Genomic DNA, 13,781 nt, shown 5'->3' with positions numbered 1-13,781 from the left:
CATCTAATTTTTCAAGGGGGTGTTATTGTGAAAAATAAAATCACAATAAGTTTATTATTATTGATTTTTTTATTTATTACTGGCTGTTCTGATTATCAAGAGGACTTTACTTTCACAGGAACAGTAGAGGAGATACTTGTTGAAGAAGAAATGTTAGTTATTAAAGAATATGACGGGGTAGATGAAGGTAGAAAAGACGGGAATATTTACGAAATACCTGTTGATAATGTAGAGAAGTATAGCATTGGGCAGAAACTTGTAGTAACTGTCTTTTCTAATAATGATGATGACGTTTGGGATTTAGACCGTATGAAGTTTGAATTAAAGACAGTCGCAGATTAAAATTCTTATTCAACTAACGAGGTGCTTTAGTTTAACAAGGAGTAAGAAAAAAATTAAGCTTACAAAAAGAACACAAAAAAGAAACCCTAAACCACTACTATCAACTCATTTTAAATTCCTATTTGGGACTCGATTTCGTTTTTTAAACTTTTGAAGAGCACCCTTGTAGACGAGTCTACAAATCTACAAATAGAAATATTATTTAATACTCAATCTATTTTAATGCACATACACTTTTAACCGTTTAACCGTTTTTCATCAAGATATTGAAAAACAATAAACCAAAACTCTGCCGTAATCAGCAGATGGCAGTTTTTTTATTTTCTCCAGTAATTAATAAAATCATTAATCGCTTCAGGCACACTTTTCGTTCCTACTTTCATTTCATCATAAATAAGTGAAATCATAACTCCCCATGATATTTCTTCTTCGTAAGGATTATTTGCATTAATGAACTTCATGACTTTCTTTAATTCTTTCATTCGATTTCCATCAAGTTGTGTTGTTAGGTAATTATGAAAAAAATCATTTATAAAATTCGAATTTTTGATACTTGCCTCAAGTAAGAGAGCGGTCGCACGAGAGGGGGTTACATCTAGTGCATAGGCCAATGCGGTCAGATTTTCGTAATCGTTCTGCTTAAACCGTATTCCAATTCGTTCATTTTGAGAAGAGACCGTCTTTTTTTGCATAGACGTTCTACTTAAATCCCCCATATAGAAAGTAGTCCCAAGCTTTAAGTCACGTCTAAAGTTCAACGCAAGATGCTCAAGCACTTTCGGTGTGACGATACCTTTTATACATATTTGTTCGGCCACATTTTTTACAGGTGTATTTGAAATATACGATAAGCGTGAAATCGCTTCTTTTAAATGAATAGTAATTGTTGGCTTCACTTCATGTTTTTTATCGCTACGTATTTTTCTCTTCCCTATTTCCTGATGTACTTGAGCCATATTTATCTCTCCTTATATCTGTGACAGTTTCTTAGTGTCATAGGTTTATTTTTAACTTATGAAAGAGAGGGGGGAGATATGTATAGATCTTTTCGCTATTGGTAAGAATGCTAGTATCGAAGAATAAGAACAGGAGGATTATCATGGGAAAGGAAAAGAAAGATAAAGCAATGTTATGGGCAAAGAAAGCCATTGATCATGCAAATAAACACCATCTTCCGTTGCAAAAGAAAAAGGCTAAAACTGATAAATGAGTTACTTTCTCACTTTTTTAAAAAAATGTATGTCCTACAAAGTCAAATATTTATCGATATTTAAAAGAGTCCAATTCGCTTATGAATTGGACTCTTTTACTTTATTTTGTGTGCTCTTTTACGATTTGGTTTTTAGTAACTGTAAGACTGCTTAATTTAATTGGAACTGAATTATATATCCATTTAATAATCGATTCCATGAACGCAGTTATCATAGGTCCATTGAATGATTGTTTCATCCATATTCGTTTCATAGAATTCGGATAACAATTGATTCCAATGCTCGAGTTGTTGTTCACTGATATTCACAATACCCAAGCCATTTAACATCATAATAGCATTGGTAGAAACAATTGCCGTACGTTTATTTCCATCCCAAAACAGTTGTGTTCGCATCGCATAATACATAAATTTCAAAGCTTTGTATGTTAGTGATCCTTCACCACTCATAATTTCATGTATCGCAGAGACTACTTCTGATTCGATCGGAATTGAAGGTGTATAGTCAACACCATGTATTCCAACATTACCTGTTCGTAAAACGCCCCATTCTAATGATTCATTATAAGAAATAAAACTGTTTATTTTACAAGCTATACTCAAATTAAATGTAGTATCACCAGATAATTTCAATACATATTGATAGGCATTTTTAAGATTGAGGATAACCTGTACATCATCCATGCTAACTCCACTTACACTCATACCTTCTACAATTGTTTTTGTTTGAGGAAAGGTTGTGTTCACCTTTTCTAAGCGTGAAGCCGAATGAATCAGTCCCACAATACTTTTCTTTAATAAAAATTTGGCTTCTCGCTCATTCAGGTTGTACTTGTTTGAAATGTTCACGAATACTTCTCCTTCTTTGAAACAATTAATGAATACGAATTAAACAACACTTAACCAAAGATCTAAACTTTCATTTACAGAATTACTAACTAACTGAATAAATGGTTCGTGATCGCCAGTCGTGTGCGCAAGATCCAAGGCGTCATAATAACGTGCACGATCAATCGCTTTTATAACAGCAGGGGGGAAGCCAGCTTTCATTAATTCATAGTTCATTAACAAACGAGAAGTGCGTCCGTTACCATCGATAAATGGATGAATTTTCACAAACTCAGCATGCACTTTTGCTGCACGTTCTACAGGATGAATCGTTGACCATTCGTTTTCTACTTTTGAAATAAATTGTTCCATTAATTCTGGAACGATTACATGGTCTGGCAGACGGTGAGATGCACCACCAATTACCACATTTTCTTTTCGATAAACGCCGGCATTATCTTCTTGAATTCCTTTTAACACAAGTCGGTGAATAGATTTTATTGTCCACTCCGTTAAACGTTCATTTTTTTGAACAACTTCTTCTAAGAAATTAATTGCGTCTCGATGATTAATCACTTCCAGATGCTCTCGCATTGTCTTGCCGCCAATTGTCATTCCTTCTAAAACCACTTTCGTTTCAGAAATTGTTAATGTATTTCCTTCGATGGCGTTTGAATTATAGGTCCAGTCGATTAATACATGATTTAACAGTGATTTCACAGAATGAATCGGCAAAGGTCGAGCTTGGTCTAATTTATTCTTCTTTAAGTCAATTTCTTGGAAACGCATAAAAATCACCTCTCTAGCTACTCTCAACAGCCATCTTATCTATATCCTATTTTAAATCACATTTTTTATTTTCAATTGATTTTAAATCACATAATTTATTCTACCATTTACATCAAAGTGAGACTTGATTTAGTTAGATAGATGTTCCCTACGTTCATCCAAGTGGGGGAGAGTACTAAATATTTACTCCTAACATAAGTAGATATTTCTACTTGTTTGAATACAGCCAAGTTGTTTAGTTTTTTTCCACTCTCTTGCTTTTGACAAATCCAGAAAACATCTGAAATACTTTCTCACGATCTTCAACGGACAATTCTTCTAAGCCAAAATATTTTTCTGCCAGAGCCCCCGTTTCAATTAACCGTTTGGTTCGAGCTTTTCTATTTTCCCAACTCACCTTTCGCAAAGCTTCGTTTTCTAATCGTTTCTTCTTTTGCTGCAAGCTCTTCACTTTTTCTTGTAACTCTTTCGCTTGTTGGAGTCGATTATCCTTCATCATTCATCACTTCGTCTTGAAGTGTTTTATTTTCTCCATTCACATGAACAGCCAGCTCTTGAATCCATTTCAATGCTTCTTCCTCTGAATCAACATTCCATACCTTCAATAGTTCTCGTCCAATATTCACCTGCATTTGTTCCTCTAATCGTTTTTGTTTCTCCTTTAATTTCTCAATTTGTTGTTCGATCGTTAAAATCTTTTCAAAGTTATTCGCCATTAGTCTTTCACTCCTTTTTGTTTTATATATAAAAATATTAACATATAAATAAAAATAATCTAGAGAAAAGGAAAATTTATGGTATAATCAATCCGAGGACTAAAAGACGAGTGCCCATTTATACACCACTAAAGTGGTGCCCTGGGTTTTCCTTCGGTCAAAAAGTTTGTCGCCTTCGGATATATAGAAGATTAAGAAAAAAGAGGGGAGGGATTTAAGATGAGTTATTACATGCTGCGAGCGAACGTGATTAGTAAAAAAACACAATCCGTAGTAGCAAGTGCCAGCTACCGAAGTGGAATGCCTTTGTATTCAGAACGTGATGAAGAAACGAAATGCTTTCGAACTCGTGGGGTAGCCCCTGAAGCATTCATCTTAAAACCTGATCACGCCCCTAAATGGACGCTTGATCGCGAACAATTATGGAATGAAGTCGAGACTAAAGAAAAAGCATGGAATGCTCAGTTAGCTCGTGAAATTCTCATTGCTTTGCCACTCGAACTCAATCACGATCAACAGAAGAATCTAGTGAAAACATTTGTTCAAACACACTTTGTCGATGAAGGAATGGTGGCGGACGTCGCTATTCATCGAGATAAAGAACACAACCCACACGCACATATCTTATTGACGGTTCGTCCATTTAAGGAAGATGGTACATGGGGAGATAAAAAGAGAAGAGTGTATGAACGAGATGAAAATGGAGAAATAAAACGAACAGATGATGGAAAAAAGATTTTCCAAACGGTATCATCGACGGATTGGAATCACCGTGAAACGTTGGTAAAGTGGAGACTTGCATATGCTGAAACCATTAATGATACTTTTTTAGAAAACGGTATCGATCAAAAAGTATCTGCGCTTTCTTTTGAAGAACAAGGCTTGGAAAAAGTGGCAGAAGTTCGTTTAAAGCGAAATGAATATCAGTTTGTGAAACGATTAGAAGCACAAGGGAAAGAAGCTACCACTTTTTATCATCAAATAAATCAAGAAATCCGAAAAACAAATCATGAGATTGCACGACTGGAATCTAAAATTGTATCTCTCGTTGCACATCAATCTACACCATCAGTAGAGAACCTTCTTCACCAGGAATCAAGTCTCGTAATGAGTCAACTTGAACCCGAGTACATGAAGAGTATTCATTTCTTACAAGGACGCTTGAAACAAGAAGTGAATTTTACAAATGTCCGTCATCACCTAGACGGACTGTATCGTTGGAGAGAGCGTACACTCGAACCTAAAGAAACCGAATTGACCGTTACACATGCATTACTGGATGCGGTGAACAAATCGTATCATGCACAAAACAAGGAATTTCTTCAGTCACAAGGCTTCTCAATAGATGGATTCTATGAGCAATTTGTTCCTCGACTAGAAGCATATGAGAGTAAAGATGTAGACCAAGAAAAAGAAGCGAAAACGCAAGACATGTTACTTGAACATACGGAACGAGTTTACAATGTGTGTTCACTCATTACACATCGTACATTCAATGAAATCTTCCCAGATGTCGCAGAAGAATTTAAATGGAATGATCGCGTTCTTCGCACGAAATCTGACATTGTTGAAGCACTCAAACAGAATAGGTTGGATCAAGTACCTTATCCTGAAGAAGTCTCAGAAGTATTAGCAATCGCTGAAATCGAACAACTCATAGAAAAAAGCGATAGTATAAGCAATACCGTTCGAATTCAATCGCTCACTCGCAATAAGTTGGGTAAAGAAAAAGATGCGCTTATACAAATGCGCGGTGAACCTGAGCAGGTGTATCAGCTCTCTATTAAAGTTAATACGATGCAGCAACTTTTAACACAAAGCAGTCGTAAAGCTGAAGTGGTAAACGAACAATTAGGAGTGCTGATTTGTGATAAGTTTGCAGATGAAAAAGAAAGCACACTTAAACAGATTGATGCGTTACCACTCCAAGTAAAAGCTGACATCTTGCGCTATTACAAAGATGAGTTGAAGAATGGGTTGGAGCCAAATTTAAAAGCTTGCATCCGATTCGCTGCAGTCCAGGAAACGGAACGAACAGCTAAGCATCAAGCCTATGAAAAAACACAAGCTCATTCATTTTTCAATCGTTTATCAACCGCACAACGAGATATCTCACACTTTATTGGGGGACGAGCATCCAGCGAATTGCTTGAGCAATTAATCCATCAATCTAGTTCTTCTCACGGACCAAAGCATCCTACACAACTATCATCCAAACTAAAGAGAAAAACGAAGAATCAACGCATCCGTCAGCAATTAGATTTAGAAGTCGACTTATAGAAGGGTGGAAGAAGAATGGCGAAACGAAAATTCCGAAAAGGTGCCGGAGTCCGAATAGCGATGACATTCCTATTAACTCTTCTCATAGGGTATGTTTTATCTGGACTGTTTACGGTATTGAAATTAAAAGGCGATCTTAACAACCGATTACTCGATGTGTCCGGTACGCTGGATTACGTTATTAATGATGACGACAATCAAACCAAATTATTAATTCTTCTATTAATGGGCGTATTCTTCTTTTGGTTTATTTCCAAGATGAACTTGATTGAAAAAACCTATGAAGATGCACATGATTACGGGGTCCATGGTTCGGCACGCTTTACACTGCCCCAGGAAGTTATGAATGGAAAACAGTTAGCAAAACGCAACAAGTACCACAAAACGAATCCAACTAAAACGTTTGAATCGCTTGAAAATGGTTTAATTGTAGGAAAAGTACCTGATAAAAAGCAATTGCTCATCATCCCACGTGAAACGTCCATCGATAACCGAAATGTGTATGTGGTCGGATCCAGTGGGAGTGGGAAAGGGCAATCTTACGTTATCCCGAACTTGTTAAACAATCGAGAAGAATCGATTATCGTCACAGATCCTAAAGGCGAACTCTATTATGGAACAGCCCAAATCAAGCGTGAACAAGGATATCAAGTCTATCAAGTTGATTTCATTAACTTTAATGAAGACCGTTACAATTTACTTGATTATGTTCTCGACGATCAGGATGCGCAAAGCGTCTCCTTAACGATTGCGAAAAACTCCACGAAAGATGGAAAAGAAGACTTTTTCATGGAACGTGCGCAGAAAATGTTGGCTGGATTGATTGTTTACTGCAAAACAGAAAAACAGAATGCTAGCATGAAAGACGTCATTCACACATTTAATCAAAAAGTGGCACCCGATGAAGATGAATTCCGAGACTGGGTAGAAGATGAATTAGGTCAAGATCATCCAGCGTATCAACTATTAAAAGGGTTAACGACTCTTGGAGGCAACACGCGCGCAAGTGTTACCTCATCGTTTGCATCACAAGTGAGCATTTTCACCTTAAATAAAATCAGCAAGATGACGAGCACGAGCGATTTTAACTTCCGAGCGTTCCAAGAACAAAAGAGCATCTTATACGTCAAGCTGCCTATGGATGACAATCCCTTTATGGCTTTAACATCCGTCTTTTTCGACCAATTGATCTCACAATTTTATAAAATGGCGGATGAAAATCGAGGCAAGTTGAAAATCCCTACGATTTTCTTATTAGATGAGTTTGCGAATATTGGAAAAATTGAGAAATACGGTCGCGTTTTAGCCACTTGTCGAGGCTTAGGGTTATCCATGAATACGATCGTTCAGGATAACGGTCAGATTGAAGCGATGTATGGCAAAGAAATGGCTCGTTCTATTTTATCCAACCATGACACACTCTTATATTTACGAAGTAAGGACATGGAGACCATCAAGTATTTCTCTCAACTCGCTGGCGAAACGACAGCAAAAGTTCAAACCGGTTCTACCAGTCAAAGTGGAGGCTTCATGAGTGGCAAATCGAGTGCTAGTTCCAGTCAATCTGAACAGTATGTGAAAAAGCCCTTAATCTCAGAAGGGGACTTATCCAATATTCCAAAGGATACTAGCTACTTATTTGTCAGTGGCATGTTCCCGATGAAGCTTGAAAAGGCTTGGCAATCTGAAGTGTTTGCAAACTATCTCGACCAATTCAAGCAGCATGAACAAGTTGAGAAACCAGAGCATGTCGCAGAAACAAAAATCGCCGCAACAGTAGAAGAGGAGACACTAGCTGAATCTCCTCGCTCTAACAGTGGCGGCACCACCACTCGAATACTCGAGGAAGAACGGAATCAATCAGAACATCTGGACCTAGATTTTGATGAGGCTGAGCTGGAACCAAATGAATCGCTCACCGAAGAAGAGCATGAACTTGAAAAAGAGGACATTCAAAAACGATTAAAAGAAAAAGAAGTGACCATTCAAAACTTCTTCTAATTCCAGATGGACGATTTGATGAAACCCACACACCAAAAGGAGTGAACTGGATGTATTTGACCATTAGTGAAATTCTTGCAACGGACAAACGGATACTAAGTTTTTATGACCCTGTGCCTTTTGAGGCGCTTACATATGATGGTGTTCTCGATTTAGAAGAAAATATCGCAGATTACACGGTAACTTGTTACACACCCATTCGTATTGAAGGCAGGTTAGAGCCTTTATATGAGGCTTGGTATGTACGAAAGGACGTGATTGAATATGTCGAATAAAGTAGATTTAACTGAAGTATCCAAACGGTTAGAGACGAGCTTAGAAGATCTATTCAAAAATGACCGATTCCAGGACTTGTTGAATGTTATGGCTTCGGGACATAATTATTCTTTCCATAACGCTTTACTAATTGCCTCTCAATATCCGGATGCGACCATGATTCGCGGATTCAAGCAATGGCAAGCGCTCGGACGTCACGTCCTTAAAGGCGAAAAGAGTATTGACATTCTAGTGCCTACCTTTCAAAAGGAAGTGGAACAAACCGTAGACAAGGAAACCGGTCGTGTCCTTGAGGATGAAAACGGCGATCCCCAAGTGAAAGTAAAAGAATCGATTAGTGGCTATGTATTTGGCAAGGTGTTTGATGTCGCTCAAACTAATGGCCGAGAATTGCCAAATGTTCGAGATTTCGTCCAGAACGATTTACAGTCGGAAGAATCATTGAGTGAACTGTATGACCGTTTTGTACAAAACGTAAACTCAGACGAAAAGAATCCGTTATCTATTCAAGAAGCTCACCACGAGCATGAATCCTATGGTGGTTTTTATAATCGTACGACCGACGAGATTGTTATCAATACAGCAGTTTCCAATACCACGGATGCTAAATTCAGAGTCGTCATTCATGAATATGCACACGGGCTACTTCACAACAAAGATAATGACGTGAATCAATATTCCCGTGGTCATAAGGAAGCACAGGCAGAATCCGCAGCCTACATTGTGTCAAAATATTATGGGCTAGATACCAACCTGACTTCTACTGGCTACATTGCGACCTGGGCTCAGGACTTGAATGTCGCCAAACAAGCGATTCGAGAAGTGCAGCAAGTATCCAGTCAGATGATTGAACAAATCAATTCCCTACAAAGTGAAAAAATCAATGAGTTTTATCAATCCATCGATCCTTCCAAAGTGAAATCTGAATTGGAGGAAAAACTTCAGATTGATTTTAACGATTATCCAACCATGCAGTTAGTAGATCCAAAGAACGGATTGGTTTTATTTGCGAAAGTGGAAGAAAATACACGTGACAACCAATTTATCCTGCGCACTAATACCAATCGCTTGGTGCCGTTAAGTGACTTAGAGAGCCGTTATCATGTCCTCAACGTATTGGAAAACAAGAATGAAATCGTAAAAGAGTATAAAAAAGTGGAAGACTTCATGAAGGTCACCAAAATCAAAGATGGTAAATATGCGGTGACACTTGAGGGGGGCACAACGACAGAACGAACATTTGCGAAGAAAATCGAAGGGCAAAAGTTTATTCAGAAGACAGCAATCGCCCAGTCCTTAAACACCGAACGATTTCTATCTGTCACGGCCGTGAAAGAAACCAATCATCTACAGACCAAAAACGAAAAACTTTTAAATGAACGCCTCGGCAAATATATTAAAGCGAAAAATTTCAAAGCCGAACATCAACACAATATTACGGTAGGATGGCATTTAATGAAAAATCCATTATTGCAATCCCGAGAGGCATTAGAGAAAAACATCGAGTCCTTAAATCCTCACCACAGTCACACCAAAGAGTTAAAAGAAGCAGTTGCAACGAAAGAAAAACAACAAGAATTAGAGAAATGAACCAATTGGAGAAAGTGGGAATGAACCCACTTTCTCTTTTTTCAGCAGAACTAGATATAGAGCTAGCTGTTAAATTAAAATCTGTACATATTTATCAGCTTGCTGTATATTATAAGTAACAGAACCCACCACGCCTCTTAACAATGCGGACCACGGTGGGTCGTTTTTTTTAGGGGGCATTCCTGTGGAACCACGTCCAATAAAACATGCTAAAACATTCGAAGAACAACTTCTAATTCTTCAAGCTAGAGGTATTATCGTTGATAATCCTCAAGAAGCCCTAGCAGCATTACAAAAAGTCAATTATTACCGCCTAGTTGCCTACGGTCTAACATTGAAAGATGAATCTAAAGAGGATGCATATCTTGAAGGAACCACATTTAGTAAGCTAATTTCTATGTACGAGTTTGACAAAAAATTACGCCAGATACTGTTGGGTGCATTGGAAAGTATCGAGATCGCCTTCAGGGCACATATTTCTTATCATCACTCCCATGAATACGGAGCACTCGGATACCTGGAGTCAGCTAATTTTTCGAATCCTGCATATCACGAGAAGTTCATGAGCAATCTAGATCGATTTATAAAAGATAGTAAAACAGAATTATTCGTGGCTCACCATCACACAAAATATAGCGGAGTCTTTCCCGTTTGGGTGGCTATTGAAGTCCTTTCCTTTTCAACGTTATCGATGTTATTTAAAAACCTTAAAAATAAGGATAAGCAATACATATCTAAGCACTATTATAATGTGCATTTTAAATATACACAGAGTTGGTTACATACCTTGACCACCATCAGAAATATTTGCGCTCATCACGGTAGGTTATACGGAAAAAAACTATCTATACAGCCTCAATTGTTTGATGATATACGTGAAAAAGTAAGCACTGATGACATATTTACTGCCATAATCGTTTTGAGTAAACTATTAAGCAGCAATGAACGACTGAACCTTTCAACCTCATTAAAGGCACTTATTGACGAATATGATGAGTATATTGACATAACACATTTGGGTTTTCCGAAGGATTGGGACAATCATTTATAAAAAACTTATATTCAGGTCTGTTCTCTTTATGGGGAGCAGTCCTTTCTTATAGAAAGCATTATTCCGCCGCGAATTTCATTAAATGCCTGGTTTATAAGGAAGAGAACATTAGGCTGAAATAAAATCTGTAGTAGAAAGTCTAATGTCTAAATTAGTTGAAATTCCAAGGCATCCACCTGCCCATCCGAGAGCAGCTAACTCAAGGGTGGATTTTTTTATTCATTTTTAAATAGTAATCAAACCTTATAATATGGTATGAGTTCTTTTTTTAATTATTTTCTTAGTCAGAGTAATGAACTTAAAAATTTTAAGTTCACTACGCTTAAGACTAGCAGTGATATAGTCATTCCTTGAAAAAGAAGTGAATCTTGCTAACTTCAGTTAGAAGTTAGCTTCAGATTTATCTGTTTGTATGATAATTTTGAAGTTTCTATTGAAGAACGGCGTCCTTAAAGTCATGCCCCAACAGGCTTTATCTGATGCGGAGTGGAATGCCGTTCCCCTTATCCTGCGCTGACTTATTCATGAGAAATAAGCGGCAGCCAATCGCTCCCCTTTCCCTGCTTAATATGGTGACTTGCTGTATACGTCTTTTGCTTTCTCAACACTTTTAAAATCAAACTCACTATAGATTGCTTTCACAAGTTGGTTGATCTGTTCCTTGTCATATCCAAGTTGTTTCGCCCCTAAAATGGCATAACCAAGACAGGCATTATTGCTCCAATCACTTTCTGGTGACTGTTGAACTAAATCGCGGAGAAATTGTGAACGATTCCCTTTTGCTCTTTCATCAAACCATTCCCACTCTTCTTCTGAAAGCGTAAGTGATACCTTCTTTGTCACACCAAGCGAAGGACGACCGACTTTGTTAACTTCTGTTAAACCGCCCGTTGCTAACTTATAACGACACTCAGCACACAACGTCATTTGTTCATCACCACGAGAAAATACAGCTACATCATTTGTGCCATTACAGTTCATACATTTCATAAAATAACCTCCATGTTTCAAGTTACTTTTATTATATATTTTAAGTAACTTATAATATAGTGTTTTAGGTAACTTAATTTTGATTTTAAACAAAAAATGTCCACCCGTGAGTTAGTCAGTTAGTTGCTTCGGGTGGATTATCCTTATAGTTTCGGCAACCTACCCTTGCATTGGCAGCTTGGGTAGTCCCTTGTCTGTATTATTCTTTTTCAGTTTCGATTTCACTCAATTAATTTGAAGGATATTCCAATTACAATGGCGAATCTATTATTTGTTGTCCAAAAACTATTGAAAGGGATGAGTAAATTACTATGAAAAAATTGAAAGATTTAAGAATGTTTCTCTTCATATTGATACTCGCTTTAACAGTTCCTTCTTCAACATTTGCAAATGAATCAGTTATGTATGGACCTGGAGAGTGGGACGTAATTTACAATACATCCGTCACCGCAACAATATATGGAACTAGCACATCAACCTTTACCTCTGGTGGAGGAGATGTAAGACTTTGTATAGAATCGGTTGATCCGGGAAACACGGTTAATTCACATTTTGTAACTCCTTCGGGCTCTGTATTACCCGTTATGAGTTATACTAATACTGGTAGTACCCAAGGCTCATATTTTTGTTTTGGGAAGATAGACGTTAGACCTTATACTGATAGTACTGGAAAAGTAAATCTTTATTTAAGAACAACCTCAAAGAATCAAAGTAGTGATGCTGTCAGACTAGTAGTGGAAGATTAAACAAATAAAAAAACTAGTTAACCAAAAATGGTTAGCTAGTTTTTTTATTTGTTTGCTTTTTGTATATCAACTACAAATAAATTAAAATCGTTTGCTGCTGCAACAGTATTAACAATTTTTTGAATGTTATTTTGAGTATTTTTATCTTTTGTATCTATGTTTTCCATAAGAATTGTCACGTATTGTTTATCAGAGGAATATATCTGAAACGCAACTCCTCCAGAAGGACTGTAACTATTATTTTTTAATGCTTCTTCGATTTGAAAAGCCAATTTAGTTTCATCTATTTTTCCCAATATCTCATTAGCTTCGGTGAATCCATCAGTAACTGTAATTTTATTATTAATAGGTTCTTTGGCTAACGGTGAGTTATTATAAAAAACAAAAATTGTTACCGTTAATACTAAACAAATTAGTATAAAAACTTTATTAGATTTTTTCATTTAATCCCTCCAATTAGGAATTTCATTATAGGATATGCCTATAACTAATCATTTATTAGAAACTAAATCTAAACGGGGGAACTGTTTTATTTGGGATGCTGAAAATCATCACCCTAAAAACGAATGGAAAATTTTCCAATATAGAGATCAACTACTTTGGACAGAAAAATAAACTTATCACGTAAAGATCAAATGGATATTTATTCAATGAACCAGACGGATGCATGGATCAAAAGCCCGTGAAATCAAGGATGTATATCAGAAGGAAAGACGAAAAGAAGAGAAAGTGAGGATTGATAAGGGGTGTCGTGAAGGAGCGAACTGCCACTAACTGGCGTTATGTCAACCTATAATGCATGGCGCATACATGATAGGTTCAGCTTTTAAAATAAAAAAAAGAGACAAGGAGGAGAGTCACTATAAGTTTCAGTTACTCTTTTCTCGCTGCTTATGATCTTGTATGTACTATATTAGATTACTTTTTTTAGAGAGAATTTTTTTATGTACCGTGTATACAAT

Annotated in this window: 14 protein-coding genes; 7 read left to right on the top strand and 7 right to left on the bottom strand. The window is 36.9% G+C overall.

Annotated features, from left to right (window positions below; all coding sequences use genetic code 11):
- Nucleotides 1–27: 27 nt before the first annotated feature.
- A complete protein-coding gene (locus ACHUE4_RS10000) occupies nucleotides 28–342 on the top strand; it encodes a hypothetical protein (RefSeq protein WP_394189539.1) in 315 nt (104 codons plus the stop codon).
- Between the two features lie 317 nt (nucleotides 343–659).
- Here the strand turns inward: ACHUE4_RS10000 and ACHUE4_RS09995 are convergent, their stop codons facing one another.
- The 5 genes from ACHUE4_RS09995 to ACHUE4_RS09975 form a co-directional block, all read right to left on the bottom strand.
- Nucleotides 660–1,298: a hypothetical protein gene (locus ACHUE4_RS09995; protein ID WP_394189537.1), complete on the bottom strand. Its 639-nt coding sequence runs from the start codon at nucleotides 1,296–1,298 to the stop codon at nucleotides 660–662.
- Between the two features lie 437 nt (nucleotides 1,299–1,735).
- Nucleotides 1,736–2,401 (bottom strand): Fic family protein, encoded by a 666-nt coding sequence (locus ACHUE4_RS09990; RefSeq protein WP_394189535.1) that lies wholly within the window; start codon nucleotides 2,399–2,401, stop codon nucleotides 1,736–1,738.
- A 39-nt stretch (nucleotides 2,402–2,440) separates the two neighbouring features.
- On the bottom strand, nucleotides 2,441–3,169 hold the full coding sequence (locus ACHUE4_RS09985) for a Fic family protein (RefSeq protein WP_394189533.1): 729 nt from the start codon (nucleotides 3,167–3,169) through the stop codon (nucleotides 2,441–2,443).
- 235 nt (nucleotides 3,170–3,404) lie between these two features.
- Entirely contained in the window at nucleotides 3,405–3,668 is a 264-nt protein-coding gene (locus tag ACHUE4_RS09980; protein WP_394189531.1) for a hypothetical protein, read from the bottom strand.
- Nucleotides 3,655–3,885, bottom strand: a complete 231-nt coding sequence (locus ACHUE4_RS09975; protein ID WP_394189529.1) for a hypothetical protein — start codon at nucleotides 3,883–3,885, stop codon at nucleotides 3,655–3,657. Before ACHUE4_RS09975 ends, ACHUE4_RS09980 begins: the two co-directional genes overlap by 14 nt.
- A gap of 219 nt (nucleotides 3,886–4,104) precedes the next feature.
- Here ACHUE4_RS09975 and mobQ point away from each other — a divergent pair, with 219 nt between their 5' ends.
- The 5 genes from mobQ (at nucleotide 4,105) to ACHUE4_RS09950 (ending at nucleotide 11,083) form a co-directional block, all read left to right on the top strand.
- A complete protein-coding gene (mobQ, locus tag ACHUE4_RS09970) occupies nucleotides 4,105–6,165 on the top strand; it encodes a MobQ family relaxase (protein ID WP_394189527.1) in 2,061 nt (686 codons plus the stop codon).
- Between the two features lie 15 nt (nucleotides 6,166–6,180).
- Nucleotides 6,181–8,166 (top strand): VirD4-like conjugal transfer protein, CD1115 family, encoded by a 1,986-nt coding sequence (locus tag ACHUE4_RS09965; protein WP_394189525.1) that lies wholly within the window; start codon nucleotides 6,181–6,183, stop codon nucleotides 8,164–8,166.
- A 50-nt stretch (nucleotides 8,167–8,216) separates the two neighbouring features.
- Entirely contained in the window at nucleotides 8,217–8,441 is a 225-nt protein-coding gene (locus ACHUE4_RS09960; protein WP_394189523.1) for a hypothetical protein, read from the top strand.
- On the top strand, nucleotides 8,431–10,032 hold the full coding sequence (locus tag ACHUE4_RS09955) for an ArdC family protein (protein WP_394189521.1): 1,602 nt from the start codon (nucleotides 8,431–8,433) through the stop codon (nucleotides 10,030–10,032). The genes ACHUE4_RS09960 and ACHUE4_RS09955 overlap by 11 nt, the downstream gene beginning before the upstream one ends.
- A gap of 184 nt (nucleotides 10,033–10,216) precedes the next feature.
- The gene (locus ACHUE4_RS09950; RefSeq protein ID WP_394189519.1) at nucleotides 10,217–11,083 is read left to right on the top strand and encodes an Abi family protein; all 867 of its coding nucleotides are present in this window, start codon (nucleotides 10,217–10,219) and stop codon (nucleotides 11,081–11,083) included.
- A 564-nt stretch (nucleotides 11,084–11,647) separates the two neighbouring features.
- Here ACHUE4_RS09950 and ACHUE4_RS09945 read toward each other — a convergent pair.
- Nucleotides 11,648–12,073 (bottom strand): ribbon-helix-helix domain-containing protein, encoded by a 426-nt coding sequence (locus tag ACHUE4_RS09945; RefSeq protein WP_394189517.1) that lies wholly within the window; start codon nucleotides 12,071–12,073, stop codon nucleotides 11,648–11,650.
- Between the two features lie 311 nt (nucleotides 12,074–12,384).
- On the opposite strand from ACHUE4_RS09945, the gene ACHUE4_RS09940 reads away from it, so the two are divergent.
- Complete coding sequence (locus ACHUE4_RS09940; RefSeq protein WP_394189515.1) at nucleotides 12,385–12,819, top strand: hypothetical protein; 435 nt, start codon at nucleotides 12,385–12,387, stop codon at nucleotides 12,817–12,819.
- Nucleotides 12,820–12,863: 44 nt separating this feature from the next.
- Here the strand turns inward: ACHUE4_RS09940 and ACHUE4_RS09935 are convergent, their stop codons facing one another.
- Nucleotides 12,864–13,262 carry a hypothetical protein gene (locus ACHUE4_RS09935; protein WP_394189513.1) on the bottom strand — a complete coding sequence of 133 codons (399 nt, stop codon included), beginning with the start codon at nucleotides 13,260–13,262 and terminating at the stop codon, nucleotides 12,864–12,866.
- Between the last annotated feature and the right edge of the window lie 519 nt (nucleotides 13,263–13,781).

Origin of the sequence: Paenisporosarcina quisquiliarum (assembly GCF_043641925.1) — a bacterium.
Lineage (GTDB): Bacteria > Bacillota > Bacilli > Bacillales_A > Planococcaceae > Paenisporosarcina > Paenisporosarcina quisquiliarum_A.
This window is presented reverse-complemented; position numbering and strand designations above follow the sequence as displayed.